At 70.6% G+C, this 26,802-nt stretch carries 23 protein-coding genes; 6 read left to right on the top strand and 17 right to left on the bottom strand.

Going from position 1 to position 26,802, the window contains the following annotated elements; genetic code table 11:
• Positions 1–43 precede the first annotated feature (43 nt).
• The 8 genes from F7R91_RS08440 to F7R91_RS08405 all read right to left on the bottom strand — a co-directional run bounded on the left by F7R91_RS08440 (position 44) and on the right by F7R91_RS08405 (position 10,467).
• Positions 44–1,696, bottom strand: coding sequence for a pyridoxal phosphate-dependent aminotransferase (locus F7R91_RS08440; protein WP_150946116.1), 1,653 nt, complete (start codon positions 1,694–1,696; stop codon positions 44–46).
• Positions 1,697–1,901: 205 nt separating this feature from the next.
• Positions 1,902–3,053, bottom strand: a complete 1,152-nt coding sequence (locus F7R91_RS08435) for an aldose epimerase family protein (RefSeq protein WP_150946114.1) — start codon at positions 3,051–3,053, stop codon at positions 1,902–1,904.
• 71 nt (positions 3,054–3,124) lie between these two features.
• Positions 3,125–4,372: a multiple monosaccharide ABC transporter permease gene (gene mmsB / locus F7R91_RS08430; protein WP_150946112.1), complete on the bottom strand. Its 1,248-nt coding sequence runs from the start codon at positions 4,370–4,372 to the stop codon at positions 3,125–3,127.
• Positions 4,369–5,919, bottom strand: coding sequence for a multiple monosaccharide ABC transporter ATP-binding protein (mmsA, locus tag F7R91_RS08425; RefSeq protein ID WP_150946110.1), 1,551 nt, complete (start codon positions 5,917–5,919; stop codon positions 4,369–4,371). The genes mmsB and mmsA overlap by 4 nt, the downstream gene beginning before the upstream one ends.
• A gap of 32 nt (positions 5,920–5,951) precedes the next feature.
• Positions 5,952–7,058: a multiple monosaccharide ABC transporter substrate-binding protein gene (chvE, locus tag F7R91_RS08420; RefSeq protein WP_408056013.1), complete on the bottom strand. Its 1,107-nt coding sequence runs from the start codon at positions 7,056–7,058 to the stop codon at positions 5,952–5,954.
• A gap of 139 nt (positions 7,059–7,197) precedes the next feature.
• Positions 7,198–8,166 carry a hypothetical protein gene (locus F7R91_RS08415; RefSeq protein ID WP_150946106.1) on the bottom strand — a complete coding sequence of 323 codons (969 nt, stop codon included), beginning with the start codon at positions 8,164–8,166 and terminating at the stop codon, positions 7,198–7,200.
• A gap of 130 nt (positions 8,167–8,296) precedes the next feature.
• On the bottom strand, positions 8,297–9,307 hold the full coding sequence (locus F7R91_RS08410) for a zinc-dependent alcohol dehydrogenase (protein ID WP_150946103.1): 1,011 nt from the start codon (positions 9,305–9,307) through the stop codon (positions 8,297–8,299).
• Positions 9,304–10,467 carry a mandelate racemase/muconate lactonizing enzyme family protein gene (locus F7R91_RS08405; protein ID WP_150946101.1) on the bottom strand — a complete coding sequence of 388 codons (1,164 nt, stop codon included), beginning with the start codon at positions 10,465–10,467 and terminating at the stop codon, positions 9,304–9,306. Before F7R91_RS08405 ends, F7R91_RS08410 begins: the two co-directional genes overlap by 4 nt.
• A 222-nt stretch (positions 10,468–10,689) precedes the next feature.
• Here F7R91_RS08405 and F7R91_RS42560 point away from each other — a divergent pair, with 222 nt between their 5' ends.
• Positions 10,690–11,712, top strand: a complete 1,023-nt coding sequence (locus F7R91_RS42560; protein ID WP_225320568.1) for an SCO2400 family protein — start codon at positions 10,690–10,692, stop codon at positions 11,710–11,712.
• Between the two features lie 300 nt (positions 11,713–12,012).
• Here F7R91_RS42560 and F7R91_RS08390 read toward each other — a convergent pair whose 3' ends face one another.
• Positions 12,013–12,450, bottom strand: a complete 438-nt coding sequence (locus F7R91_RS08390) for a MarR family winged helix-turn-helix transcriptional regulator (RefSeq protein WP_150946097.1) — start codon at positions 12,448–12,450, stop codon at positions 12,013–12,015.
• A 100-nt stretch (positions 12,451–12,550) separates the two neighbouring features.
• Between F7R91_RS08390 and F7R91_RS08385 the strand changes: the two genes are divergently transcribed.
• On the top strand, positions 12,551–13,573 hold the full coding sequence (locus F7R91_RS08385) for an NADP-dependent oxidoreductase (RefSeq protein ID WP_150946094.1): 1,023 nt from the start codon (positions 12,551–12,553) through the stop codon (positions 13,571–13,573).
• A 960-nt stretch (positions 13,574–14,533) separates the two neighbouring features.
• Here F7R91_RS08385 and F7R91_RS08380 read toward each other — a convergent pair.
• A complete protein-coding gene (locus F7R91_RS08380) occupies positions 14,534–15,679 on the bottom strand; it encodes a serine hydrolase domain-containing protein (RefSeq protein WP_150946092.1) in 1,146 nt (381 codons plus the stop codon).
• 219 nt (positions 15,680–15,898) lie between these two features.
• Between F7R91_RS08380 and F7R91_RS08375 the strand changes: the two genes are divergently transcribed.
• Positions 15,899–16,762 carry a hypothetical protein gene (locus F7R91_RS08375; protein WP_150946090.1) on the top strand — a complete coding sequence of 288 codons (864 nt, stop codon included), beginning with the start codon at positions 15,899–15,901 and terminating at the stop codon, positions 16,760–16,762.
• Positions 16,763–16,811: 49 nt separating this feature from the next.
• Positions 16,812–17,627: an EI24 domain-containing protein gene (locus tag F7R91_RS08370; protein ID WP_150946088.1), complete on the top strand. Its 816-nt coding sequence runs from the start codon at positions 16,812–16,814 to the stop codon at positions 17,625–17,627.
• On the opposite strand, the gene F7R91_RS08365 is transcribed toward F7R91_RS08370, so the two are convergent.
• Both F7R91_RS08365 and F7R91_RS08360 read right to left on the bottom strand, forming a co-directional pair.
• Positions 17,617–18,870, bottom strand: coding sequence for a pyroglutamyl-peptidase I family protein (locus tag F7R91_RS08365; RefSeq protein WP_150946086.1), 1,254 nt, complete (start codon positions 18,868–18,870; stop codon positions 17,617–17,619). The genes F7R91_RS08370 and F7R91_RS08365 overlap by 11 nt on opposite strands.
• Positions 18,871–19,161: 291 nt before the next feature.
• On the bottom strand, positions 19,162–20,058 hold the full coding sequence (locus tag F7R91_RS08360) for an SGNH/GDSL hydrolase family protein (RefSeq protein ID WP_150946084.1): 897 nt from the start codon (positions 20,056–20,058) through the stop codon (positions 19,162–19,164).
• 281 nt (positions 20,059–20,339) lie between these two features.
• Between F7R91_RS08360 and F7R91_RS08355 the strand changes: the two genes are divergently transcribed.
• The gene (locus F7R91_RS08355) at positions 20,340–20,834 is read left to right on the top strand and encodes a DUF3145 domain-containing protein (RefSeq protein ID WP_150946082.1); all 495 of its coding nucleotides are present in this window, start codon (positions 20,340–20,342) and stop codon (positions 20,832–20,834) included.
• 66 nt (positions 20,835–20,900) lie between these two features.
• On the opposite strand, the gene fabF is transcribed toward F7R91_RS08355, so the two are convergent.
• The 5 genes from fabF to F7R91_RS08330 all read right to left on the bottom strand — a co-directional run bounded on the left by fabF (position 20,901) and on the right by F7R91_RS08330 (position 25,855).
• A complete protein-coding gene (fabF, locus tag F7R91_RS08350; RefSeq protein ID WP_150946080.1) occupies positions 20,901–22,172 on the bottom strand; it encodes a beta-ketoacyl-ACP synthase II in 1,272 nt (423 codons plus the stop codon).
• A gap of 99 nt (positions 22,173–22,271) precedes the next feature.
• Positions 22,272–22,520 carry an acyl carrier protein gene (locus tag F7R91_RS08345; protein WP_004001566.1) on the bottom strand — a complete coding sequence of 83 codons (249 nt, stop codon included), beginning with the start codon at positions 22,518–22,520 and terminating at the stop codon, positions 22,272–22,274.
• A gap of 102 nt (positions 22,521–22,622) precedes the next feature.
• Positions 22,623–23,624, bottom strand: coding sequence for a ketoacyl-ACP synthase III (locus F7R91_RS08340; protein WP_150946076.1), 1,002 nt, complete (start codon positions 23,622–23,624; stop codon positions 22,623–22,625).
• Positions 23,625–23,648: 24 nt separating this feature from the next.
• Positions 23,649–24,560 (bottom strand): ACP S-malonyltransferase, encoded by a 912-nt coding sequence (locus tag F7R91_RS08335; RefSeq protein ID WP_150946074.1) that lies wholly within the window; start codon positions 24,558–24,560, stop codon positions 23,649–23,651.
• Between the two features lie 89 nt (positions 24,561–24,649).
• Positions 24,650–25,855, bottom strand: coding sequence for a PucR family transcriptional regulator (locus tag F7R91_RS08330; RefSeq protein WP_150946072.1), 1,206 nt, complete (start codon positions 25,853–25,855; stop codon positions 24,650–24,652).
• Between the two features lie 267 nt (positions 25,856–26,122).
• Here F7R91_RS08330 and F7R91_RS08320 point away from each other — a divergent pair, with 267 nt between their 5' ends.
• Positions 26,123–26,779, top strand: coding sequence for a pirin family protein (locus F7R91_RS08320; RefSeq protein WP_150946260.1), 657 nt, complete (start codon positions 26,123–26,125; stop codon positions 26,777–26,779).
• The last annotated feature ends 23 nt before the right edge of the window (positions 26,780–26,802 follow it).

Raw genomic sequence — 26,802 nt, 5'->3', positions numbered from 1 at the left:
ACGACGAGTCGCCCTGCCGGCGCGGCTTCGAGCGCGGGAGCCGTCAGCCCGCCTGGCCCATGCCCGCCGCGTTCGGCCAGCTCTGGGCGTTGGGCCAGCCCGTCGCGGGGGCCGTCGTCAGGCCACCGGGGCCGGTGGTGCCGCGGACCTGGGCGGCGGTGAGGCCGCCGCGCGCGGGCACGCCGGGCGGGGTCGGGCCGGTCATCGCGGCCGGCATCGGCGTGGGGACGGGGGCAGGCGCGGGCGGCGGGGTGGGCATCGCGGTCGGCAGGGGAGCGGGGGCGGGCGCGGGGGCCGGGTAGGCGACCGGCTGCGGCACCTCCTGGACGACGGCCGGAGCAGGCATCGGAACCCCGGCGCCGCCGGTCCGGTCCGCCATCTGGGCCATCTGCGCCGCCGCCGGCAACGGCATGCCGGTGCCGGACGCCGGGGCGGCGGCGAGCCCCGGCATCGCGGCACCGACGGCCTGAGCGGCAAGGCCCTGCATGCCGGCCCCGTTGGTGGCACCGACCAGCCGGTCCACGGCCGCCGTGCCCGAGCTGTAGCTGGTCCCTGTAGCCAGCTCGGGCACGGCGGCTCCCCTCCTGGTCCCGTAGAGCACCTGTTCCAGGCCGGACACCAGGCGACGCACGTCCACCTGGGGGCGCACCACGAGCCTCAGGAAGCGGCTGGACGAGCCGATCTTGTTGCCGCACTCGCGGACCAGGATCCGGTGCTCGGTGAGCAGGCGGTCCCGGACCACGGTGCCTTCGGCGCCCACGGGGAGGCGCACGAAGAGGAAGTTGCCCTGCGACGGGTAGACCGTCAGTCCGGGCAGCGCGGAGAGCTGGCTCGCCATGTCCAGGCGGTCACGGTGCACCTGGCGCAGGCTCGACGCGTACTCGGCGCCGTGCTCCTTGAGCATGAACACCACGTACTCAGCGAAGGAGTTGAGGTTCCACTTCGGCAGCATGGAACGGACCCGGCCGGCGAGCGCCGGGTTGGCCACCAGATAGCCGAAGCGGATGCCGTGCAGGCCGAAGTTCTTGCCCAGGCTGCGCAGCACGACGACGTTCGGCCGCAGCATGGCCTCCTGGACGACGCTGGGCTCGACCTCGGCGTCCGCGAACTCCAGGAACGACTCGTCGATGACCACCAGGTCCAGGTCGGCCATCGCGTCCATGAACTGCACGATGGCGTGCTTGTGCAGAAAACCGCCGTCGGGGTTGTTCGGGTTGCAGATGACGGCGACGCGGGTGCCGCGCGCCCGGATGAACTCGGCGTACTGCGCGAGGTCGAGGGCGAAGCCGCTGGACTCCTGGAGCGGGAACATGTCGACCCGCTTGCCGGTCTCCATCGGCTGGTCGGTCCAGCGGCCGAAGGTGGGGACGGGGATGGCGAGGGACTCACGGACCAGCAGATGGTCGATCCAGGTGATCAGCTCCGTGGAGCCGTTCCCCATCGCCACGCACTGCGGCGGCAGCTGGAGCAGACTGCACAGCTCGGCCGTGATGGTGTCGGCGCTGCTCGGGTAGTACGTGATGATGTCGCGCAGCCTGGACGACATCTCGTCGAACATGGCCGGCGTGGGGAAGTACGGGTTGCACGGGATACAGAAGTCCACTGGGCCCGAGCCGTCGCCTTCTCGCGTCAACGCAGCCATCGACGGGCTGTGCGCCGCGGTGCTGCGGAACAGCGAGGTGACGTTGTCAGCCAAGGGGAGCCTCCGTATGTGGCGGGCCCGGTGGGGAACGACCGGGCCCGTCGTCTGGGTGGCCCGTGCGGGGGAGCACGGGCCGCCCTTAGGTACGGCTACTGGGGTGGCGTTGTTCAACGCGTGTGAAAGAGGTGTGAGTTCGGGAACCGAGGGCCCGCTTCCAGCGTCCGGGGCCGGGTGACGCGCAGCACACCAGGTGGAGCCCCTACGCGCTGAACGAGTGAATCGTCGTCGACCTGTAGGTCTGCCCCGGCCGCAGCACCGTCGACGGGAAGGACGCGTGGTTCGGCGAGTCCGGGAAGTGCTGCGTCTCCAGGCAGAGCGCGTCACCCTGGCGGTAGATGTGGCCGCCGGTGCCGACGAGGGTGCCGTCGAGGAAGTTGCCGGAGTAGAACTGCAGCCCGGGCTCCGTCGTGGCCATCTTCAGGGTGCGGCCGAAGGCGCGGTCCTTCAGTGTGGCGATCCACTCGGGCCGGCCCGTGATCCCCTTGTCGAGGACCCAGTTGTGGTCGAATCCCTTGCCGTGGAGGAGCTGCTGGTCCGCGACGCGGATGTCCCGGCCGATGGTCCTGGCCTTGCGGAAGTCGAAGGGGGTGCCCGCGACCCCGGCGAGCTCGCCCGTGGGGATCAGCCCCGGGTCGACGGGCGTGTAACGGGAGGCGGCGATCTTCAGCTCGTGGTCGTAGATCGAGCCGCTGCCCTCGCCGGCGAGGTTCCAGTAGACGTGGCTGGTCAGGTTGACGACGGTGGCCTTGTCGGTGGTGGCCTCGTAGTCGATGCGCCAGTCGCCGTGCCGGGTGAGGGTGTAGGTGACCTTCACCTTGAGCGTGCCCGGGTAGCCCATCTCCCCGTCGAGGCTCGTGCGGTACAGGCAGAGGCCCACGTCGGAGCCCTTGGTGAACGGCTCGATGTCCCACACGCGCTTGTCGAAGCCCTTGACGCCGCCGTGCAGGCTGTTGACGCCGTCGTTGACGGAGAGCTGGTAGCTCTTGCCGTCGAGGGTGAACTGCCCATTTGCTATGCGGTTGCCGTAGCGGCCGATCAGCGCTCCGAAGTACGGGCTCTTCGCGACGTACTCCTCGATGGTGTCGAAGCCCAGGGACACGTTCCTGTAGCGGCCGTGCCGGTCGGGGATCTCCAGGGACTGGACGATGCCGCCGTAGGAGAGGACCTTGAGCCTCGTGGCGCCGTTGGCCAGGGACCAGCGGTAGATCTTCGTGCCGTCGGCGAGCCTGCCGAAGAGCTTCTTCGACGGCGCCCGGCCGCCGGTGGCGGCCTCGGCGGTGCCGCCGAGGGTGGTCGCGGCGAGCCCCGCCGCCGCGGCTCCCGCGATGACCGTGCGTCTGTTCAGTTCCATGGAGCGGCTCCCGTGGAGTGAGTTGAAAGGGTGCCCGCAGTTCCCCGCGCCCCAAAGAGCGCGGGGAACTCTTACGAACCGGACTTGCGCTTGTTCCACACGTCGAAGCCGACCGCGGCCAACAGGGCCAGGCCCTTGATGACCTGCTGCCAGTCGGTGCCGACGCTGAGGAGGTTCATGCCGTTGTTCAGCACACCGAGGACGAGACCACCGATGATCGCGCCGAGGACGGTGCCCACACCGCCGCTCATGGACGCGCCACCGATGAACGACGAGGCGATCGCCTCGAGTTCGAAGTTCAGGCCCGCCTTCGGCGAGGCCGCGTTCAGACGGGCGGCGACCACCAGACCCGCCAGGGCCGCGAGCACGCCCATGTTCAGGAAGACATGGAAGGTGACCTTCTTGTCCTTGACGCCGGACAGCTTCGCCGCCGGCAGATTGCCGCCGATCGCGTAGATATGACGGCCGAAGACCGCGTTGCGCATGACGTAGCCGTAGCCGACCACCAGCACGCCGAGGATGATCAGCACGATCGGCGCGCCCTTGTAGCTGGCGAGCAGCATCGTGACGACGAGGATCGCGGCGACGATGGCGGTGAGCTTGAGCAGGAAGATGTTCCTGGGCAGCACGTCCAGCGAGAACTCCTGCTGCCGCCTGCGGTCGCGGACCTCCTGGAGGACCGCGAAGACGATCAGCGCGAGGCCCAGCAGCAGCGTGATGTTGTGGTAGTTGGTCTCGGGCCCGGTCTCCGGCAGGAAGCCGTTGCCCATCTTCTGCAGACCGTCCGGGAACGGGCCGAGGGTCTGGCCCTCCAGGAAGATCTCCGTCAGACCGCGGAAGAGCAGCATGCCCGCGAGGGTGACGATGAACGACGGTATGCCGAGATACGCGATCAGGAAGCCCTGTACGGAGCCCGCCACCGCGCCCACCAGCAGACACAGCGCCACGGCGAACGGCCACGCCACGCTGTGCTGCACCGTCAGCACGGCGGCGAAGGCGCCCACGAACGCGGTCAGCGAGCCGACCGACAGGTCGATATGGCCGGCGATGATCACCAGCATCATGCCGATCGCGAGGATCAGGATGTAGCTGTTCTGCAGGACCAGGTTGGAGACGTTCCGCGGCAGCAGCAGGTCGCCGTCGGTCCAGACGGCGAAGAGGGCGACGATCAGGCCGAGCGCGATCAGCATGCCGTACTGGCGCATGTTGCGGCGCAGGCCGTCCAGCATCAGCTGGAGCAGTCCGCCGCCGGAGGCCGAACCCCCGCTCTTCCCGGGCGGCGCCGCGGCCGGGACCTGGTCCGTCAGTTCGGTGCTCATCGGGTCACCTCTTTGTCCTTCGTCATCTGGCGCATCAGCACTTCCTGCGTGGCCTCGGCCCTCGGGACCTCGCCCGTGAGCCGCCCGGCGGCCATGGTGTAGATGCGGTCGCACATGCCGAGCAGTTCGGGCAGCTCGGAGGAGATGAAGACGACCGCCTTGCCCTGGGCGGCCAGCTGGTCGATGACCGTGTAGATCTCGTACTTGGCGCCGACGTCGATGCCGCGTGTCGGCTCGTCCAGGATCAGCACGTCCGGACCCGCGAAGATCCACTTGCTGAGGACGACCTTCTGCTGGTTGCCGCCGGACAGCTTGCCCACCGGCTCGAAGACGGTCGGCGCCTTGATGTTCATGGACGTGCGGTAGCCCTCGGAGACCTGGCGCTCCTCGTGCTCGTCGACGATCCCCCGCTTGGCGACCTTGCCGAGCGCGGTCAGCGAGATGTTCCGGTTGATCGTGTCGATGAGGTTGAGGCCGTAGTGCTTGCGGTCCTCGGTGACGTAGGCGATGCCGTGGCCGACCGCCTCCGCGACGGTCTTCGTCCGGATCTCCTTGCCGTCCTTGAGGACCGTGCCGCCGGCGTACCGGCCGTACGTCCGCCCGAACACGCTCATCGCGAGCTCGGTGCGGCCGGCGCCCATCAGGCCCGCCACACCGACGATCTCCCCGCGCCGCACCTGGAGGGACACGTCGTCGACGACCGTGCGCTGCTGGTCGATCGGGTGGTGCACGGTCCAGTTGCGGATCTCCAGGGCCGGCGCCGCGCCCACCTCCGCCTGGTGCGGGGTGCGCTCGGGGAAGCGGTGGTCGAGGTCGCGGCCGACCATGCCGCTGATGATCCGGTCCTCGGTGGTCTCCGGCGCCTTCACATCGAGGGTCTCGATGGACTTGCCGTCGCGGATGATCGTCACCGAGTCGGCGACCCTGCGGATCTCGTTGAGTTTGTGGGAGATGATGATCGAGGTGATGCCCTGCTTCTTCAACTCCAGGATGAGATCGAGGAGTTTGCCGCTGTCCTCGTCGTTGAGGGCCGCGGTCGGCTCGTCCAGGATGAGCAGCTTGACCTTCTTCGACAGCGCCTTCGCGATCTCCACCAGCTGCTGCTTGCCCACGCCGATGTCGGCGACCCGGGTCTCCGGGTGGTCGTCGAGACCGACCCGGCGCAGCAGTGCGGTGGCGTGCCTGAGCGTGTCGTTCCAGTTGATGAACCCGCGCGTGGCGTGCTCGTTGCCGAGGAAGATGTTCTCCGCGAGGGAGAGGAACGGCACCAGCGCCAGCTCCTGGTGGATGATGACGATGCCGTGCTGCTCGCTCGCCCGGATGTCCTTGAACCGGCAGACCTCCTGCTCGAAGAGGATCTCGCCCTCGTAACTGCCGTGCGGATGGACGCCGGAGAGCACCTTCATCAGGGTCGACTTCCCGGCGCCGTTCTCACCGCAGATGGCGTGGACCTCGCCCTGACGGACGGTCAGTGTGACGTCCGACAGCGCTTTGACACCGGGAAAGGTCTTGACGATCGAGCGCATTTCCAGGACGGGTCCCGCCATGGTCGTGCCTTTCAGTCCGTGGGAACCGCTGGTCAGCCGAGGTCGCTTTCCTTGTAGTAGCCGCCGTCGACCAGGACCTGCTGGTAGTTGGTCTTGTCGACGTTCACCGGCTCCAGCAGGTAGGCGGGAACGACCTTCGAGCCGTTGTCGTACGTCGTGGTGTCGTTGGTCTCCGGCTTCTTGCCGCCCAGAACCGCGTCCACCATGTTCGAGGCGATCTTGGCCAGCTCACGGGTGTCCTTGTAGACGGTCTGCGTCTGCTGGCCCGCGATGATCGACTTCACCGAGGCCAGCTCGGCGTCCTGGCCGGTGAGAACCGGCAGCGGCTTGCTCTTGGAGCCGTAGTCGTCCGACTTCAGCGCCGACAGGATGCCGATCGAGATGCCGTCGTACGGCGAGAGGACCGCGTCGACCTTCTTGCTCTTGTACGACTTGGTGAGGATGTCGTCCATGCGCTTCTGGGCGGTGGCGCCGTCCCAGCGCAGGGTGGTGACCTGGGTCAGACCCGTCTGGCCGGACTGGACGACCAGCTTCTTGCTGTCGATGTACGGCTTGAGGACGCTCATCGCGCCGTTGAAGAAGTACTTGGTGTTGTTGTCGTCGTTGGAGCCGGCGAACAGCTCGATGTTGAACGGGCCCTTGCCGTCCTTCAGACCGAGCTTGTCGACGATGTAGGTGGCCTGGAGCTCGCCGACCTTGGTGTTGTCGAAGGAGGCGTAGTAGTCGACGTTCGCCGTGCCGAGGATCAGACGGTCGTAGGCGATGACCGGGATGTTGGCGTCCTTGGCCTGCTGGAGAACGTTGTTGAGCGACTTGTTGTCGATCGCGGCGACGATCAGCGCCTTGACGCCCTGCGTGATGAGGTTCTCGATCTGCGAGACCTGCTGGTCCGGGTCGTCCTCGCCGTAGACCAGCTTGGTCTTGTAGCCCTTGGACCGAAGGTCCTTGACGACGTTGTTGCCGTCGGCGATCCAGCGCTCGGACGACTTGGTCGGCATCGCGATGCCGATCGTGCCCCCCTCGGCGCTGCCCGTGTTCTCCTTGCTGCCGCCCTCGCTGTCCTGGCCGCAGGCGGTCAGGGCGAGGGCGAGGGAGGCGGCTCCGGCTATGGCGGCGAGTGCGGCTCTGCGGTTTCGCATGATCATCATCCTCGATGTGGGCAGGGCTCGGTCCCGCGATGCGAAGACGCTCCCGAGGGTGGCGCCGGAAGGACCGAGAACAGGTGTGTGGGATTGTGGTCGACTGTGTAGGCTTTTGTGAAGCGAGGTTTCCGGAACGTTATGACGGAAGGTCGAACCTGTTGAGTTCGCCCGGCAGACGTGAACCGAGCGGAGCCATGTCGCCGTCCGCTCCATGCCGTGCGAGCAGGTCCAGTACGAGCCGGCCGCGCCGCACGCGCTCCCGGGCGGTGGACAGGGTCAGCTCCCGCAGGTGGTGCCCGTACGGGTAGAGGCCGGGAGCCCTGGACAGACCGAACTTCAGATAGAGCGGTGCGCCGCGCCGGATGAACTCGGCGACTTCGTACATCCGCACATAGCCGCCGAGATCGTCGGGGGCCTCGACGTACAGGTCCATGGGGGCGCTGGACACCCGGCGGATCTCGGTGAGGTGATCGAGTGTGAGATCGCCGGGCACATTGACGGAGTCGGCGCCCAGACGCTCGTGGACGGCGTACGCGGCCGGGTTGACCGGGCCGATCAGGGCCGAGACCTTCAGAGTGGTGTCGGCCGGGATGATGCCGGCCAGGCGCGCCCGGTGCATTGTCCACAGCACGCCCTCGTCGGCGACAAGGAGGCATTGGACGCCCAGTTCCGTGGCCCGGACGGCGTCCTCGACGCACCCGGCGACCGCGTCGTGGCCGCGGGCCCTGAGGCCGCCGCCCCGCGAGTCGGTACGGGTCGAGCCGCCGATGTCCCAGGTGCCCCGCGGGCCGGTGAACAGGCAGAGCTCGATGTCGCGTTCACCCGTGGCCTCGACCATCTCGGTGATCTCGGCGTCGGTCAGCATCCACACACCGGAGCCCTGGCTGATGCGGTGGATCGGGACGTCGAGGCGTGAAGCCTCCTTCAGTACGACGGCCAGCGCTTCGGGGCCTTCGCACGAGGGAAGTTCGGTGCGCCAGCGGCCGCCGCCGGGGAACGTGTGCGGCGAGGTGTCGGCGGGGTCGAGTGCGGGCGCACCCAGACCCAACGCGGTGAGCGCCTGCTCACCCGGTCGGCGGGCCGAAGTGGCGGAAGCGTCGGTCACAAGCTGTCCTTCGTGTTCGATATTCTGTGTTCGGTATTTCGGACGAGGTTCGCGACTCAAGGCATACGGGGGTGGGTCTGCGAGTACGCCGGTACGGAGGCCGTCAGCTCGCCCCCGTACCGGCGTATGTCTACGGGCGGAGCAGAACCTTGCCCGCCTTCGGATCGCCGGGCCCCACCCACTCGATGGCCTGCGAGAACTCGGCGAGCGGCAGCTCGTGCGAGACCAGCGGCAGCGGATCGAGCAGCCCGGCCCCGAACACCCGGACCGTGTGCGCCCAGGCCTCCGGCGGCGCCCCGAAGACGGTGTGCACCTCCAGCTGCCGTACGACGAGACCGGTGGGGTCGAGACCCTCGGCACCCGGAGCCGGGATGCCCGTCAGGACCAGGCGTCCGCCGCGCCTGAGCAGGGAGGCGGCGGTGCGCGCGGCGGACGCGGACCCGGCGGTCTCGATCACGACGTCGACATCGTCCGGGAGTTGCTGGTCCGTCGTACGGAAGTCGCGGGCGCCGAACCGCCGGGAGAGCGCCTGACGGTCGTTCCGGGTCCCCACGACGAGCAGCTCCGCCGGAGACCCCGCCGTGAGGAACTGCACGGCGAACATCCCGAGGGTGCCCGTGCCGACCACCGCGACACGCTCACCCGGCCGCGCGTTCGCCTTGATCGCGGCGGCCGCGATACAGGCGGCCGGCTCCAGCAGGGCGGCGGCCGTGAGGTCGGCGTCGTCCCGCAGGACGTGCAGCAGACGGGCCGGGAGTGTGAGCGTGGTGGCCATGGCACCGGGCTGCGTGAAGCCGGTCTCCTCGTACCCGGCGGTGCACAGGGTCGTCTCGCCGGCGTGACAGCGGTCGCAGATCTGGCAGTTGCGGAAGCCCTCGCCGACCACCTTGCGGCCGACGAGCGACTGCGGAACCCCTGCCCCGACTTCTTCGACCGTCCCCGACCATTCGTGACCGGGAATGAGCGGATAGCGCACGTACCCCTCGGGCCGGGTGCCCTGGTACACCTCGCGGTCACTGCCGCAGATGCCCACGGCGTGCACCCGGACCAGAGCCTCGCCGGCCTCCGGCTGCCGTGGCTCGTGCGGGACGAGCCGATGTGAACCGGGCTCCTCGACGACGACGGCAGCGGCGGTGCTCACTTGCTGCCCTTCGGCGTGCGCTGCTCCCAGCCCTCGGCCCACAGATCGAACCGGGCCTGCTGCTGCGGGAATTCGGCGGCCGCGTCGACGTCGAGCTCGACGCCGAGGCCGGGAGCGTCGGAGAGACGGAAGCAGCCGTCCTCCGGGTTGACCTCCGGCGCGCCCCTGACGACCTTCTTGATCTCCGCGTCCGCGAAGTCGTTGAAGTGCTCGAGGATCTTGAAGTTCGGGGAGGTGAAGCCGACCTGGAGCGAGGCGGAGGTCAGGACCGGACCGCCGACATTGTGCGGGGCGACCAGCAGGTAATGGGTCTCGGCGGTGGCGGCGAGCTTGCGCGTCTCCCAGATGCCGCCGATGTGGCCGACGTCCGGCTGGAGGATGTCCACGGCCTGGCTCTCGAAGAGCTCCCGGAACTCGATCCGGTCGTGGATGCGTTCACCGGTGGCGAGCGGAATGTCCACCTTGGCGGCGACCTTCTCCAGCGCCTTGAGGTTCTCCGGCGGGCACGGCTCCTCCAGCCATGCGGGGTTGAAGGGGGCGAGCTCGCGGGCGAGGCGGACGGCGGTGGCGGGGGAGAAGCGGCCGTGCATCTCCAGCATCAGCTCGGCGTCCGGGCCGATGGCGTCGCGCACGGCCTCGATCAGCGACACGGCGTAGTGGGTCCGCTGGTGGTCGAGCTCGAAGTGGCCGGTGCCAAAGGGGTCGATCTTCAGGGCGCGGTAGCCGCGCTCCATGACTCCCCGGGCGGCCTTGTGATAGGCCTCCGGGGTCCGCTCGGTCGTGTACCAGCCGTTGGCGTACGCCTTCACCTTGTCGGTGACCTTGCCGCCGAGGAGCTGCCACACGGGCACCCCGAGGGCCTTGCCCTTGATGTCCCAGCAGGCCATCTCGACGACGGCGACACCGGACATCACGATCTCGCCGGCGCGTCCGTAGTCGCCGTACTTCATCCTCCGGACGAGGTCCTCGACAGCGAACGGGTCCGAGCCGAGAATGTGGTTGGCCTCGGCCTCCCGCAGATAGCCGATCAGCGCGTCGGTGCGGCCCAGCATCCGGGTCTCGCCGACTCCCGTGATCCCTTCGTCGGTGTGCACCTGGACGTAGGTCAGGTTGCGCCACGGCGTACCGACCACGTGTGTGCTGATTCCGGTGATGCGCACGGCAGTTGCCCCTTGCTGCTTCGTCGGCTCAGTCGGTCGAGCTGTTCGAAATTTCGTCACACGTTCGAAATGCTGGGCGTGACAGTAAAGATGGTGTGAGGGGGGTGTCAATGGGTCGTCTGCACAACGGTGTCGAGGAGTGGCTGCCGCACCCGTTCCCTACACAACTTTCACAGCCGTGACTAGGAACGTTACCGGTGCGGAATCTAGTCTTCCGGCGTCATGGACTACTGCGACCCGTGCCGACGGCACCTCAACGGCGCCCTCGCCTGCCCCGGGTGCGGCGCTCCGGCCCAGCAACTCCCCGCACCTGCCCTCGCGCAGACGGGAGGGGCGCACGGGGGTGCGTACGGGGGGTACGCCGGTGACGGGTATGCGGGTGGATACGGGTCGGCTGTGTACGGCGACGAGCGTACGGCCGCTGTCGACGGTGCCGATCACGAGCGGGCGTACGACGACGCGGCCGAGGCCGGGTACGGGCTCGTCGGCGACGACGCGGGCGCGGTGGGTGTGGCGGTGGCGGCCGAGCGGAGCGGGACCCGCGGAGGCCGGCGCGGCCGGAGGCGTGGCGGGCGGTCGGTCAACAGCCCTGCGGAATCCGCGGATTCCGCGGGTTCCGCGGACTCTGCGGATTCCGTGGATGGCTCGGACACCGCGCAAGATGGCTCGGGTACCGCGCACTCCGAAAAACCCGGAGACCACGACGAGTCCGGTGATTCCGCAGCCGGGGCGGCCGGCACAAGCCGCCGCGACCGCAAAGCCGCGGCGCACCGGCGCCGTCGGCGCCGGACCCTGCTGATGACCGCCGGGTTCGTCCTGGCGGCCGGCGGTCTGAGTCTCGCCGAGCTCGGCATGGACGCACCCGGCTCTGCCCCCCACCCGGCGGCCGCCGGGGACGAGTCCGTGGACGGCGGGGCGACGTCGGAGGTCGGAGAGACGGCCGAGCCACTCGACGACAAGGCCGGTGGCACGGGAGCCGCTTCGGACTCGGCCTCCCCGTCCGCCTCCCCGTCGGCCTCGAAATCCGCGAAGGACAAGAAGTCCCAGAAGGACGCGGACGACTCGGAGAAGAGCTCCCAGTCGGCGACGGCGGGCGGCGCGGACCCGGAAACGCCCCCCGCGGCCCCCGCGCAGACGACCCCGGCGCAGCCCCAGAGCCCCACCTCGGCCCCGACGACGTCGGTCCCGACGCCGGGCCCGAAGCCGACGGAGACCTGCAACCGCTTCTTGTGGTGGTGCACCTGAGGCCGTTCTGCTCCGACCGGGCGCTGGCGACGGTGTCCGTGAGGACCCGGGCCTGGAGACTTCCCTCGCGCCGCCCCGCGGAGATGGCCCCGGCGCGGCCCCAGAGTCCCTCCTCCGCCCGGCGCCGGTGAGCTCCGGCCAGGAACAGGCGGCGGCGACGGTGTCCGTGCGGACCCGGGCCTGGCTCCCGCGCCGCCCCGCGCAGCCGACCCCGGCGCGGACTCAGAGCCGCACCTCCGCGCGGCGCCGGTGAGCTCCGGCCAGGAACAGGCGGTGGCGGCTGAAGCTAGGGAGCTCCGGCTAGGAGCTCAGCATCCGCCGCAGCAAGTTCCGCAAAGACTCCCGCTCCCCGGCCGACAGGCCCGCGAGCGGCTCGCGGGCGAAGCGCAGGCCTTCGCGCAGATCCTGGGCCACCCGGCTGCCCTCGTCCGTCGCGGCAGCCACCTTCACCCGGCGGTCCGCGGGGTCCGGGCGGCGCTCGACCAGGCCGCGTGACTCCAGCCGGTCCACGATCCCGGTGACGTTCGACGGCTCGCACTTCAGCTTCTGCGCGAGCTTCCGCATCGGCAGCGGCTCCAGGGACAACAGGCTCAGCAGCCGCGCCTGCGCGCCGGTCAGGGCGTGTTCGGCGGCCGCTTCCTCGTAGTCCTCGTAGAAGCGCGACACCACGTCACCGATGAGTTCGACGACTTCCATGGTCAGGGCGTCGGGGCGATGGGTCTGCTGCGGTGTGGCCATGGGGTCCAGCCTACCCCGTTACTTGACATCATGAAATATTCAGGAGCATTGTTGTTTCAGGTTCTGAAGTATTTGTCCGCAGCATGTGAGGAAGCGAGCCATGTCCGACACCCCCGCACTCCCCGCCGTCAGCCGCGAGTGGCACCTCCTGTCCCGCCCGGTCGGCTGGCCGAAGCCCGACGACTTCGCCCTGGTCGACGCGGAGATCCGGCAGCCCGGCCCCGGTGAGGTCCTGGTGCGGAACAAGTACCTCTCCGTCGACCCGTACATGCGCGGCCGGATGAGCGCCGCCAAGTCGTACGCCGCCCCCTTCGAGCTGGGCAAGGCCATGCAGGGCGGCGCGGTCGGCGAGGTCATCGCCTCCGGCGCGGAGGGCATGGCGCCCGGCGACCATGTGCTGCACTTCGGCGGCTGGCGCGAGTACGCCACGATCGACGCCCAGCATGCGGTCAAGGTCGACCCCGATGCCGCGCCCCTGTCGACCTACCTCGGCGTCCTCGGCATGACCGGCCTCACCGCCTACGCCGGACTCCTGCGCACCGCCTCCTTCAAGGAGGGCGACAGCGTCTTCGTGTCCGGCGCCGCCGGTGCCGTGGGCAGCCAGGTCGGCCAGATCGCCAGGCTCAAGGGCGCCTCGCGGGTCATCGGGTCCGCCGGGTCCGACGAGAAGGTCAAGCTGCTGGTGGAGGAGTACGGCTTCGACGCCGCCTTCAACTACAAGAACGGCCCGGTGAGCGAGCAGCTGCGCGACGCCGCTCCGGACGGTGTGGACGTCTACTTCGACAACGTCGGCGGCGACCACCTGGAGGCCGCGATCGGTCAGCTCAACCAGGGCGGCCGGATCGCCGTCTGCGGCATGATCTCCGTCTACAACAACACCGAGCCAGCCCCCGGCCCGAAGAACCTCACCCGTCTCATCCAGACCCGCGGCCGGATCGAGGGCTTCCTCGTCGGCGACCACTACGACCTCCAGCCGCAGTTCGTCGCCGAGGTCGGTCCGTGGATCCGCTCCGGCGAGCTGAAGTACCGCGAGACCGTGGTCGAGGGCATCGAGAACAACCTGGAGGCTTTCCTCGGGGTTCTGCGCGGCGACAACACGGGCAAGATGATCGTCAAGCTGTGACATATGGCTCGGTCGCCTACGGGGCGCCTCAGCCGGTGTCGAGACGCCGATCGTGCTCAGCCCTTCGGGCCTCCGCGCGTTCGGCCTCTCGACACCGGCGCGCCCCTTCGGCTCCCTCGCGGCCGACGCGTGGGGAAAGCGGGCGTTGGTGGGCCCTCACCGTGCCTTCACTGGGCCTCACCGTGTCTAGCCGGGCCTCGCGTGCCCTAGCCGGGCTTCGCCCGCGCCCTGGCCCGGGGCCTCACCGCACCGTCGCCGGGCCTCGCCGTGCCCTCGCCGTGTCCAGCCGAGCCTCGCGTGCTCTCACCGTGCCCTGGCCCGGGCCGTCACCGCGCCCTCACTAGCCTCGCCGGGCCTCACCGTGCCCTCGCCGTGTCTAGCCAGGCCTCGCCGGGCCTCACCGTGCCCCGCCCGAGACCTCACCGTGCCCGCGCTCGGGCCCTCGCGTTGGCCTCGCCGGGCCATACCGCGCCCTCACCCAGAGCCCCCCGTGGCCTCGCCCAGGAGACCTCACCGTGCCTCGCTCGGGCCCTCGCCGTGGCCTCGCCGGCCCCCACCGCGCCCTCGCTGGCCCCCACCGCGCCCTCGCCCGGGCCCTCACCGTGCCTTCGCCGGACCCACCGTGCCCCCACCGCGCCCTCGCCCGGGCCCTCACCGTGCCTTCGCCGGACCCACCGTGCCCCCACCGCGCCCTGGCCCCGGCCCTCACCGTGCCTTCGCCGGACCCACCGTGCCCCCACCGCGCCCTGGCCCCGGCCCTCACCGTGCCTTCGCCGGACCCACCGTGCCCCCACCGCGCCCTGGCCCGGGCCCTCACCGTGCCTTCGCCGGACCCACCGTGCCCCCACCGCGCCCTCGCCCGGGGGGCCTCCCGCGCCCCGCCCAGCCCCCACCGCGCCCTCGCCCGGGGGGCCTCCCGCGCCCCGCCCTCACCATCGCCCGCCTACCCCCCGCCCTCCATCACCTCATCGACGCCACCGCGTGGATCGCCCGCGCCAGTCGCTCGTTCTCCGGGGCCGCCCCGACCGGGAACGCCATGCGGCGGCGTGTGTAGCCGTAGGCGAGGCCGCTGCGGGGATCGGCGAAGGCCTGGGCGCCGCCCGCGCCGCTGTGCCCGAACGCTCCGGCGCCCAGGAACGGGTACCAGGTGTCGGCCGTCGCCTGGAAACCGAGGCCGTACGCCTTGTGTGCCCGGGCCACCAGGTCGTAGCCGACGGATTGGATCTGTCCGACCTCGGCGACGGTGTCCGGCTTCAGCAGCGGCGGACGCCCGTCCACTTCGCTGATCGCGGCCGCGTACATCCCGGCGAGCCCCCGCGCGGCGGCCACGCCGCCCGCCGACGCCGGTCCCTTGGCGCGTACGGCACGGGAGTTGGCGTAGTCCACCAGGTCGCCCGAGCCCGGTACATGCTGGTTGAACGCGATCGCGGACAGGGTGTGCGGCCCTGTCGGCTGCGTGTCCAGCAGGGCCTGCTGCCTGGCCGTCGGGGCCATCGGCTGCACGCTGCGGAAGCGGGGCTCCAGCGCCTCCGGCAGCCCCAGGAAGAAGTCCAGCCCGTACGGGGCGCGCACCCGTTCCTCGTACACCTCCTGGAGCGTACGGCCGGTGGCGCGGCGTATCACCTCGCCGGTCAGCGCGCCGATGACGAGGGCGTGATAGCCGAAGGCCGTGCCGGGGCGCCAGAACGGGCGCTGGTCCGCGAGCCGTTCGGCGACGGCCCGGTCGTCGGCCAGCTCCTGAGGGGTGAACCCGGCGTCGAGGCCGACCACACCCGCCCGGTGGGAGAGCAGATCGCGCAGGGTGAGCGAGCCCTTGCCCTCGACCCCGAACTCCGGCCAGTAGTAGGTGACCTTGCGTTCCAGTTCGAGCGTGCCGTCCTGGACGAGGAGGGCGGCCACGAGATGGGCCGCGCCCTTGGTCGACGAGAACACGCCGTAGAGGGAGTCGCCGCTCCCGCCCGCCCACAGGTCGACCACCCGGCGGCCGTGCACAAACGCGCACAACTGCCCCTCGTAGTCGGGGCGTTCCTGTGACACGAACGCGGCGAACTCCTCGCGCACCGCCTCGAAGCCGTCCGCGACCGTGCCGTGGATCTCCTGCGTCATGAGCTCTCCTCCCCTGAACCGCTTGCTGTGCACGCGTGCCTCCTGCGGGGGTTTCAGAGATCGGTACGGCGGGCTGTGCACGTTCGACTCAACCGCGGCGGAGCGGAGTTCGCGCATTCGGGAGTGGGCGGAAAACCGGGCCCGGACGGGGCATGCTGGAGGAGGGGCGCCGACGGACGTCAGGCTCGGGCGCCGACGAAGGCGAGGCGGTGAGAGCCCATGGCGACGATTCCTACGTTTCCCAGCAGGGACGACGTGCTGCGCATGGCACGCAGCACCACCGACATCACCGGCCAGCTCCTGGACACGGCCGGGAACATCACCCGAATCGCGATCAACACCTTGGACCCGAGAGACGGCTCCGGCGCGGAGGTGCTGCGCGTACTGCGCCGGACGACCGCGGAGCTGGCCGAGGCGAGCGCGTCTCCGCAGGCCCAGGAGGCGTTCTACCGGATGGTCGACACCCTCACGCGGCTCGGCACGAGCGGGGCACCGCTGGCGGTGCACCCGGTGAGCGAACCGGCCCAGGCGCTGCTGACGGCGCTGGGCGACAGCCTTCTGCCGGTGCTGGACGCGGTGGAACCGGCCGTCGAGGAGTGCGCGGCGGCGCTCGGCGAGCTGGTCGAGGCGATGTCACCGCTGCTGCCGGCGACGGCGGGCGCGGCAGCGGGCGCGCTCCTCGCCCTCACCCCCCTTCTGCAGGCCGCCACTGAGGTGCTGCGCGACTCCGCCCCCGAACTGCGCCGTATCGCCGACGCGCTGACCGCCGCGCTGGCCCCGCTGATGCCGCTCCAAGTGACCCTGGCCGAACGCGCGGCCGCCGCGGGGGCGGGCGTGGCCCGCGCGAGCCTGCCGCCGCTGGCCGACCTGACGGAGGCGGCCGCGGCCACGGCGAAGGCGGCGCGGCCGCTGCTGGTCGCCGGGGAGGAGATCCTCGTCTCGGGTCTGGAACAGCTCCAGCCCGTGGCGCTGGCGGCCGCCTCCCGCGCGGGACGCGTGGCGCGGGCGGCGGCGGTGCGGGTGTCGGCGGCAGTGTCTCCGGCAGCCGAGCCCGGGGTGGTGGTGGCGGTCACGCCGGGGTGAGCGACGGGCGCCTCCACGGCCGCGGAACCGCCCCGGATAGAGTTTTCCCATGCGCGATCTCGGGGCGGGCTTCAAGCACCTACTCAAGGGCCAGCGATGGGTGGCACGGCACGGCAGGCAGTACGGTTTCGGACTGCTCCCGGGCCTGATCACCCTGGTCCTCTACGCGGCGGCGCTGGTCGTGCTGGCGGTGTGGGGCGAGGACTTCGTCGCCTGGGCGACCCCGTTCGCCGACGACTGGTCGAGCCCCTGGCCGGGACTGTTCCGCGGCTTCCTCACCGCCGTGCTGTTCGCCCTCGCCCTGCTGCTGTCCGTCGTCACCTTCACCGCGGTCACCCTGCTGGTCGGGCAGCCCTTCTACGAGAACCTCTCCGAGAAGGTCGACCGTGACGTCTCCCCGGACGGCACCGCGCCCGAGTCGGGTCTGCCGCTGTGGCGCGAGCTGTGGATCTCCGCCCGCGACAGCCTCCGTATCATCGTGCGCGCCCTGCTGTGGGGCGTGCTGCTCTTCGCCCTCGGCTTCGTCCCGGTCCTCGGCCAGACGGCCGTCCCGGTGCTCGGCTTCATGGTCACCGGCTTCTTCCTCACCGAGGAACTCACCGCCGTCGCCCTGCAGCGCCGCCGCGTCGAACTGCGCGAGCGACTCACCCTGCTGCGCTCCCGCAAGACCCTGGTGTGGGGCTTCGGGACGCCCCTGGCCCTGGCGTTCCTGGTGCCGTTCGTCGCGGTGTTCCTGATGCCGGGGGCGGTCGCGGGCGCCACCCTCATGGCCCGGGAGCTGCTGGGCGAGGAGACCGTGGAGGAGGACACCGAGAACACCAAGGAGAACGGGGCCTCCTCGGGCGCACCGCACGTCACCTGGTGACCGTGGTGCTCGCCGCCACGTTCAGGATCGCCCGCACCTGGTCGATGATGTCCAGCCGGTTGCGCACGAACTCCGGGTCGGTCACGGTCCCGGTCGCCGGATCGGTGTTTCCGGCCCCGAACTGCAGCACCGGCGTGTGCACATGCCCGCCCGGCAGCACCTCGTGCAGCCCCAGCCGGTCCCGCAGCAGCGTCGCCCGGTAGGCGATCTCGTTGGAGAGGTAGTTCCCGCCGCCCCCGGCACGGGCGGTCGATCCCTCGCTCGGCCCGTCCGGCCGGACGACGGGCCCGGTGCCGCCCGCCGGGATCTCGGTCACGCTCGTGTTGTCGTACACGGGGAAACGCCCGGTGTCCGCCGCCACGATCGCCCGGTACGGCAGGGTCGTCGTCGTCCACTGCGGCTGCGAGGCCGGGTCGGAGACCGGGATCGTCCCGGTCGTGCCGATGTTCTCGTTGTCGGGGAAGCCGCCCCGCCAGGCCCCGTTGGTCCGCTCCACGTCGAACCGGCCGGCCCGCCCCTGGCTCACGGTGGCGAACAGATCCACCGTCGGCAGATACGGCCGCAGCGTCCGCTCCACGGTCAGGTCCGCGAAGTCCCTCCAGCGCACCGGGAACACGGCGGTCTCGATGCGCGCGGGTCCGTCGGCCGTCTCGATCACCGTGCCGTCGAGCGCGAGCGCGGTCGCCCCGGACGGGTTGGAGATCCGGACGTCCCGGTCCAGCGTGAACGGGTCGAAGCCGGTGACCAGGATGCGCTTCACCCCCTTGCCGCGCGGATACCGGACTGCGGTCTGCCCGCGCGAGGTCCGCTCCAACTCGCCGAGCAGGGCGGTCCGCTGTTCGGCGCTCAGCCCGAACTCCGGCTCGAAGGCCCGTACTTCCCGGGTCATCCCGAGCCGCGCCCAGTACAGGGGCCGGTCGTCGTCCCGGCTGAGGTCGCCGCCCGCCGGTCCCCGCCCCTGCGCCCGGTCGACGGCCCGCCGCCACAGCGCGGACCCTTCGCGTACGACGATGTGGCGGGCCTGGGCGTAGGAGCGGGCCGAGCCGAGCGACCGCGCGAAATCCGTGGCCACGGTGTCGAATCCGGAGCGCCGCAGGATCTCCCGGGGCGCGGCCCCGTCGAGCCGCTGCTCCTCGACGGTGGGAGAGGGAGCGGTCTCGGCGACGGCCGTCGTGGCGGGTGTCGTGAGTCCCGCCAGCAGGGTCAGTCCGAGTACGCCGATCCGAACACGTAAGGAATTCAAGGAGGCTCAGGCCCTTCCGTCGCCGTGGGGTGCGTGCTGCGGACGGTCCGCAGTATCGCGTGACGGACGTGGTCCACGCCATGGGGCGCCTGGAGTGCCGAGGTGTGAAAGGTTCGTACGAAATTCAGGTGGGACGCTCGATCGCCGACCGTCGGCCGACCGTGACGATTAACGTCTGATCCGGGACAGGCTCCCTGCGGCAAGCCCCGGCCCGGGACCTGACACCCGGGCCGGGGCTTGTCAGCGCACGGAGAGGCCGGAACCCCGGCCCCCATAAGTCACGTGCCGGTGTCATGCCTTCCTGGCCGTGACCGTCCGATAGGCGATCTCCGCCAGCCTGGCCTGCCCGTTCACGCTCGGATGGAACCAGTCCCAGTGGCTGAGCTGCTCGGTGCCGAAGCGGTAGTCGTGGACCGCGCCGCCGTCGAAGCGGCACCGCTCGTCCTTCGCACAGACCTTCTCCAGCACCTCGTTGTAGGCCTCCACCCGCTGCTGCACGGTGTCGCGCCGCAGCGTCGCCGCCGAGTCCAGGGCGTCCGCGTCGCCCAGCATCGACGGGCAGATCCCCAGCTTCCACACCTGCTTGCCCAGCGGGTTGGCGCGCCCTTCGGACCACAGTCGCTTCAGGTTCGGCACGCTCGCCACATACACCTGCGCCTTGGGCAGGGCATCGCGCAGCGTGCTCATCGCGTCCTCGAACTCGGTCCGGAATGCGGCCACCGAGGTCATCTCGGATGTGCTGTCCCGGCATGCGTCGTTCGCCCCCGCCATCACCGTCACCAGCTCCGGCCTGCGGGTGGCCGCCTGTGCCATCTGACCGGCGAGATCCGCCATCCGGGCCCCGGACACGGCGTAGTTCCAGCTCCGCTCGGCCGCCTTCGCCCTCCCCAGCAGCCGTACGGCCAGAGAGTCGACCCTGGCACTGCTGCCGGTCGCCCACGAGACCTCGGGGCAGTCCGACAGCACCCCGCACGCGTCGAAACCGCGCGTGATCGAGTCGCCCACGGCCGCGATCGAAGCGGGGGTGCGGTCCCAGGACGGGGTGGGGCTCGGCGACGGCCTGGCCTTCTGCGCCGCGGTGCCGTCGGGCGCGGAGGAGTCGCCACCGACGGCGTCACAGCCCGACACGCCCAGCACGGCCGCGGCCAGAACGGCGAGTACGGTCCGTGAGCGGTGTGGCTTCCGCATCCCTTGGTGATCCCCTCGGTCGTCGTGCACGGAACGGTGCGTCATCCGGTGGGTGCGTGCTCTCCCCCATAACAACGCGCGGGGGTTCCCGATCGATCGACTCGCAACTGCGCACGCCCGTACAAGCGTCCTGCCGGGTGAATGGCGGGCGTTTCACGGCACTGGGACCGACGGTACGTCACACTCCTTGCGCCGTCGCACGGTAGCCTCGCCATCAACGTGGCCCCCGGCCACTGCCGTCCGCCAGTTCGCAAGATGTCCCGCTCTGCCCGGAGGTCCCGGTGACGACACGTGGAGTTCTGTACGTGCACTCCGCGCCGCGCGCGCTGTGCCCACACGTCGAGTGGGCCGTCGCCGGGGTGCTCGGCGGGCGCGTCAACCTCGACTGGATCCGGCAGCCCGCCGCGCCCGGCACCTGGCGCTCCGAGTTCTCCTGGCAGGCCGAGGCCGGCACCGCGTCCAAGCTCGCCTCCGCGCTGCGCGGCTGGCACCTGCTCCGCTTCGAGGTCACCGCCGAGCCGTCCTCGACCGCCGAGGGCGAGCGCTACAGCTGCACCCCCGACCTCGGCATCTTCCACGCCGTCACCGGCATCCACGGCGACATCCTCATCCCCGAGGACCGCCTGCGCGCGGCGCTCTCCCGGGCGCAACGCGGCGAAACGGACCTGGAAGCGGAACTCACAAAGCTCCTGGGCAAGCCCTGGGACGACGAACTGGAGCCGTTCAGATACGCGGGCGAGGGAGCTCCGGTGCGTTGGCTGCACCAGGTGGTCTGATTCCTGCCCAGCATGCATGAAGGGCCCCCACCGGTCGGTGGGGGCCCTTCATGCATGTACGTGGCCTCAGACCGAACGGAACGCCAGCACCACGTTGTGCCCGCCGAACCCGAACGAGTCGTTCAGCGCGGCGATCCTGCCCTCGACGGGCAGCTTGCGCGCCTCCCCGCGGACGATGTCCGCGTTCGACTCCGCCTCGGGGTCGAGGTTCTCGAGGTTGATGGTGGGCGGCGCCACCCGGTGGTACAGGGCCAGCACCGTCGCGACCGACTCCACGCCGCCCGCGCCGCCCAGCAGATGACCGGTCATCGACTTGGTCGCGGAGACCGCGAAGTGGTCCACGTCGTCCCCGAACACCTTCCGCAGCGCCTTCAGCTCGGCCACATCGCCCGCCGGCGTCGACGTCGCGTGCGCGTTGACGTGCACGATCTCCGCCGGGTCCAGGTCGGTGTTGTCGAGCAGGTTCTGCAGGGCGTGCGAGATGCCGCGCCCCTCCGGCTCCGGCTGCACGATGTCGTGGCCGTCGGCGGAGATGCCCTGGCCGACCGCCTCCGCGTAGACGCGGGCACCGCGCTTGGCGGCGTGCTCGGCGGACTCCAGGACGACGACGCCCGCGCCCTCGCCGAGGACGAAGCCGTCACGTCCGATGTCGTAGGGACGCGAGGCGCCCTGCGGGTCGTCGTTGTTCTTGGACATCGCCATCATGTTGCCGAACGCGGCGATCGGAAGCGGGTGGATGGCCGCCTCCGTGCCGCCCGCGACGACGACGTCGGCGCGGCCGCTGCGGATCATCTCGATGGCGTAGCCGATGGCCTCGGCACCCGACGCGCAGGCGGAGACCGGCGTGTGCACGCCCGCCCGGGCGCCCACGGCCAGACCCACGTTGGCGGAGGGGCCGTTCGGCATCAGCATCGGCACGGTGTGCGGGGAGACACGGCGGACGCCCTTCTCCTTGAGCACGTCGTACTGGTCGAGCAACGTCGTCACGCCGCCGATGCCGGAGGCGATGACCGCACCCAGACGGTCGGGGTCGATGCTGCTGTCCTCGCCGGCCGGGGCGGTGAAACCGGCGTCGGCCCACGCCTCCTTGGCGGCGATCAGCGCGAACTGCGCCGAGCGGTCCAGACGGCGGGCCTGCGGCCGCGGAATGACCTCGGTGGGCTCCACGGCGACCGGGGCCGCGATACGGACGGCCTGCTCGGCCGCCCACTCCTGCTCCAGGGGCTTCACACCGGACTTGCCGGCGATCAGGCCCTCCCAGGTTGAGGCTGCGTCGCCACCCAGCGGTGTGGTTGCGCCGATACCGGTGACGACCACGGTGCGATTGGTCGGGCTCACGGGAATTCTTTCTCCATCGGTACGAGGGGGACAACCCCCGCGTAGGCGGGGACTACGGCGCCACCGCCGGGTGGCGGGGCAGGCGGACCGATCCTGGGATCAGCCCTGGTGCTTCAGGATGTAGTCGGTCGCGTCGCCGACGGTCTTGAGGTTCTTGACGTCCTCGTCCGGGATCTTGACGTCGAAGCGCTCCTCGGCGGCGACGACGACCTCGACCATGGACAGCGAGTCGACGTCCAGGTCGTCGGTGAAGGACTTGTCCAGCTGGACGTCCTCGACCGGGATGCCGGCGATCTCGTTCACGATGTCGGCGAGACCGGCGACGATCTCTTCCTGAGTGGCGGCCATGTGAGGCGCTCCTTCGTGTGTATCCAGAGGGTTTGGCGCCCACCGCGTCAGCGGCAGGTGATGCGGTTCCCGTGCCGGATCACATGATCCGGCACGGAGTGCCTAGGGGAGGGTAACGACCGTCGCGGCGTACACGAGACCCGCCCCGAATCCGATGACGAGCGCGGTGTCGCCGCTCTTCGCCTCGCCGGTCGCCAGGAGCCGCTCCATCGCGAGCGGAATCGAGGCGGCCGAGGTGTTGCCGGTGGTGCGCACATCACGGGCGACCGTGACATGCTCCGGCAGCTTGAGTGTCTTCACCATCGAGTCGATGATCCGCTCGTTGGCCTGGTGAGGAATGAAGACATCCAGATCGTCCGGCGAAAGTCCGGAGGCGTCCAGCGCCTCCTTGGCGACCTTCGCCATCTCGAACACGGCCCAGCGGAACACCGCCTGACCTTCCTGCGTGATCGCAGGGAACTTGGCGACCTCGCCGGACCGGTATTCGGTCCACGGCACGGTCTGCTTGATGGTCTCGGACTTGTCGCCCTCGGACCCCCAGACCGTCGGACCGATCGCCGGCTCCTGCGACGGGCCCACGACGACGGCGCCCGCGCCGTCGCCGAAGAGGAACGCCGTCGCACGGTCCTCCAGGTCGGTGAGGTCGGAGAGCCGCTCGACGCCGATGACGAGGACGTACTCCGCGGAACCCTCGACGATCATGCCCTTGGCGAGGGTCAGGCCGTAGACGAAGCCCGCGCAGCCCGCCGAGATGTCGAAGGCCGCGGCCTTGGCGGTGCCGAGCTTGTCGGCGATCTCGGTGGCGACGGCCGGCGTCTGCTTGAAGTGCGACACCGTCGAGACGATCACACCGCCGATCTGCTCGGCGGAGATCCCGGCGTCGGCGATCGCCTTGCCGGACGCCTCGATCGACATCGCGGCGACGGTCTCCTCGTCGGACGCCCAGTGGCGGGTCTCGATGCCGGAGCGCGATCGGATCCACTCGTCGGACGAGTCGATCGTCTCGAGGATCACCTCGTTGGGCACGACCCGGGTCGGACGGTAACCGCCCACACCGAGGATGCGCGCGTACGGGGCGCCCCTGCTGGGCTTGATCTTCGACATGTGTCGGTCGGCTCCTTTACAAGCTCAGGCGTGCTCTGCGATGAGCTCGCGGGCCGCGTCGAGGTCGTCGGGGGTCTTCAGCGCGAGCGTCTGGACGCCGGGCAGGGCGCGCTTGGCGAGACCGGTGAGCGTGCCGCCGGGGCACGCCTCGATGAGCGCGGTGACGCCGAGCTCCTTGAAGGTCTCCATGCACAGGTCCCAGCGCACCGGGTTGGCCACCTGGCCGACCAGGCGCTCCAGAACCTCCGCGCCGCCGGCGACGGTCCGCCCGTCCTTGTTCGAGACGTAGGTGACCTTCGGGTCGGCGGGCGTCAGGGCCTCGGCGGCCTTGGCCAGCGCGTCGACGGCGGGAGCCATGTGGTGCGTGTGGAACGCGCCGGCCACCTTCAGCGCGACGACCCGGCGCACACCCTCCGGCTTGTCCGCCTCCAGCGCGGCGAGCTGCTCCAGGGTGCCCGCGGCCACGATCTGGCCCGCGCCGTTGACGTTCGCCGGGGTCAGGCCCAGCTTCTCCAGATGCGCGATGCTCGCCTCGGGCTCGCCGCCGAGCAGCGCGGACATGCCGGTCGCGGTGACCGCGGCGGCCTCGGCCATGGCCAGGCCCCGCTTGCGTACGAGGGTCAGCGCGGCGGTGTCGTCGAGGACTCCCGCGAACGTGGCGGCGGTGATCTCACCGACGCTGTGGCCCGCCACGGCACCCGGAGTGATGTCACCGAGTGCCGCGGCCGAGAGGATGCCGGCCGCGACGAGCAGCGGCTGGGCCACGGCGGTGTCGCGGATCGCGTCCGCGTCGGCCTCAGTGCCGTAGTGGGCGAGGTCGAGTCCGATGGCGTCCGACCACGCGGCGACACGGTCGGCGGCACCGGGGAGTTCGAGCCAGGGAGTCAGGAAGCCGGGCGTCTGGGCACCCTGGCCGGGAGCGACGAGTACGAGCACTCTCACACTCTCTCTTGTGTACGGGCACGGCCGCCCGTGGGGACAAGGACGAAGAACGCGAGGGGGTTTTGTGGGCCCCCGACAAAAGCCTAGAGCTGAAGATCTCCCTCGGCCAGACGCCCCAGGATCAGCGCGATACGCAGCGTGAACGCTGAACGTACATCAGACGGCGACCAACCGGTGACGTCAGTCACACGTCGAAGCCGGTAGCGCACGGTGTTGGGATGCACGAAAAGCATCCGTGCGGCCCCTTCGAGACTGCTCGCCTGCTCCAGATAGACGGAGAGCGTCTCCAAGAGCGCGGACCCCGCCTCCTCCAGCGGTCTGTAGATCTCCTCCACCAGCTGTTCACGGGCCGAGGGGTCTCCGGCGATCGCGCGCTCCGGCAGCAGATCGTCCGCCAGCACCGGCCGCGGGGCGTCCTGCCAGGCAGAACACGCCTTGAGCCCGGCCGCCGCGGCCTGCGCGGACCGGGTCGCCGCGAGCAGATCGGGCACGACGGGGCCCGCCACCACGGGCCCGGCGGCATACGGTCCGATCAGCGACTTGGCCACCCCGAGCGGGTTGTCGCTGCCGCCCGCGATGACGACGAGCCGGTCCCCGAGCACTCCGGTGAGGACCTGCAGTTTGGCGTGTCGGGCGGCCCGCCGGATGGCCTCGACGGTCAACTCCGAGTCACCGTCCGGGGCGGTGCCCAGCACCACGCACACATGCTCGGGCGAATTCCAGCCGAGGGCCGCGGCCCGGCTGACGGCCCCCTCGTCGGCCTCGCCGCTGAGCACGGCGTTGACGACCAGCGACTCCAGACGCGCGTCCCAGGCACCGCGTGCCTCGGCGGCCTGGGCGTACACCTGGGCGGTGGCGAAGGCGATCTCCCGGGCGTACACGAGCAGGGCCTCGCGCAGCACGCCCTCGTCGCCCGGGGCCGCGACCTCGTCGATCGCGGACTCCATGACCTCGATGGTGGTACGCACCATCTCGACGGTCTGGCGCAGGGTGATGGCCCGGGTCAGCTCACGCGGAGCGGTGCCGAAGACATCGGTGGAAATGGCCTGGGGGGCGTCCGGGTGCCGGAACCACTCGGTGAACGCGGCGATGCCCGCCTGGGCGACCAGGCCGATCCAGGAACGGTTCTCCGGGGGCATGGCCCGGTACCACGGCAGGGTCTCGTCCATGCGCGCGATGGCGTGCGCGGCGAGACTTCCGGACGACTTCTCCAGCCGCCTCAGGGTCGCGGAGTGCGGGTGGACGTCGGGCGCTGCGGCTTCGGGAGGACGGGCTTCGGGATGGGGCACGGGGACAAGACTGCCTTATCCGGATGGCTCGGTCGCCTGCAGGGGTTGTGCTGGACGGCTCGGTCGGCTGTGCTGGACGGCTCGGTCGCCTTCGGGGGCGCCTCAGCCGGTGTCGAGTGGCCGATCGTGCTCAGCGCTGCGCGCCTCCGCGCGTTCGGCCTCTCGACACCGGCGCGCCCCCTGCGGCTCCCTCGCGGCCGGCGCGTGGGGACACTCGGCGTTGGTGGGCCCTTACCGCATTCCGGCGGGGCTACCGTGGTGGGCGTGATGGATGTACGGCGCGCCACCGAGCGCTACCGCGGCGGCGACCTTGAGGCCGGAATCCTGTCCTGGCACGCCTTCTCCTTCGGTCCGCATTACGACCCCGGCAACCTCCGCTTCGGCGCGGTGCTGGCCTGCAACGAGGAGCGGCTCGAACCCGGCGCCGGCTTCGACGAGCATCCCCACAGCCACACGGAGATCGTGACCTGGGTGGTCGAGGGTGAGCTGACCCACCAGGACTCGAGGGGGCACAAGACGCTCGTGCGCCCCGGGGACGTGCAGCGGCTGAGCTCCGCGGCCGGTGTGCGCCATGTGGAGCGCAACGGCGGGACCGCCCCGCTGACCTTCGTCCAGATGTGGCTGGCACCGGTGACACCGGGTGGCGAACCGTCGTACGAGATCGTCCGCGGGATCGCCGACCAGACGCCGTACGCCGTCCCGGAGGCGGGCGCGATGCTCCATGTACGGCGGCTGGCGGTGGGGGAGCGGACAGCCGTGCCGGACGGCCCGTACGTCTACGTGCATGTCGTACGGGGTGAAGTGCGGCTGGACGGGGAGCAGCTGGGCGCCGGGGACTCGGCGCGGATCACGGACGCGAAGGACGTGGACGCGGTGGGAGTGACGGGGGCGGAGCTGCTGATGTGGGAGATGACGCCGCCCTAGCCGCGGGCAGTCGTGGCCCTCCG

Source organism: Streptomyces luteolifulvus (assembly GCF_008806595.1).
In the GTDB taxonomy this organism is placed as follows: domain Bacteria; phylum Actinomycetota; class Actinomycetes; order Streptomycetales; family Streptomycetaceae; genus Streptomyces; species Streptomyces luteolifulvus.
The sequence above is the reverse complement of the archived record's forward strand: the minus strand, read 5'-3'. Positions and strand labels throughout refer to the sequence as shown.

Bases quoted from the DNA above. Each gene is read 5' to 3' on its own strand.
- F7R91_RS08370 (WP_150946088.1), top strand. From the start codon at position 16,812: ATGCGCGATCTCGGGGCGGGCTTCAAGCACCTACTCAAGGGCCAGCGA.
- mmsA (WP_150946110.1), bottom strand. From the start codon at position 5,919: ATGGCGGGACCCGTCCTGGAAATGCGCTCGATCGTCAAGACCTTTCCC.
- F7R91_RS08380 (WP_150946092.1), bottom strand. From the start codon at position 15,679: ATGACGCAGGAGATCCACGGCACGGTCGCGGACGGCTTCGAGGCGGTG.
- F7R91_RS08340 (WP_150946076.1), bottom strand. From the start codon at position 23,624: ATGTCGAAGATCAAGCCCAGCAGGGGCGCCCCGTACGCGCGCATCCTC.
- F7R91_RS42560 (WP_225320568.1), top strand. From the start codon at position 10,690: ATGGACTACTGCGACCCGTGCCGACGGCACCTCAACGGCGCCCTCGCC.
- F7R91_RS08320 (WP_150946260.1), top strand. From the start codon at position 26,123: ATGGATGTACGGCGCGCCACCGAGCGCTACCGCGGCGGCGACCTTGAG.
- F7R91_RS08390 (WP_150946097.1), bottom strand. From the start codon at position 12,450: ATGGCCACACCGCAGCAGACCCATCGCCCCGACGCCCTGACCATGGAA.
- F7R91_RS08385 (WP_150946094.1), top strand. From the start codon at position 12,551: ATGTCCGACACCCCCGCACTCCCCGCCGTCAGCCGCGAGTGGCACCTC.
- F7R91_RS08345 (WP_004001566.1), bottom strand. From the start codon at position 22,520: ATGGCCGCCACTCAGGAAGAGATCGTCGCCGGTCTCGCCGACATCGTG.
- chvE (WP_408056013.1), bottom strand. From the start codon at position 7,058: ATGCGAAACCGCAGAGCCGCACTCGCCGCCATAGCCGGAGCCGCCTCC.
- F7R91_RS08360 (WP_150946084.1), bottom strand. From the start codon at position 20,058: ATGCGGAAGCCACACCGCTCACGGACCGTACTCGCCGTTCTGGCCGCG.
- F7R91_RS08375 (WP_150946090.1), top strand. From the start codon at position 15,899: ATGGCGACGATTCCTACGTTTCCCAGCAGGGACGACGTGCTGCGCATG.
- F7R91_RS08435 (WP_150946114.1), bottom strand. From the start codon at position 3,053: ATGGAACTGAACAGACGCACGGTCATCGCGGGAGCCGCGGCGGCGGGG.
- mmsB (WP_150946112.1), bottom strand. From the start codon at position 4,372: ATGAGCACCGAACTGACGGACCAGGTCCCGGCCGCGGCGCCGCCCGGG.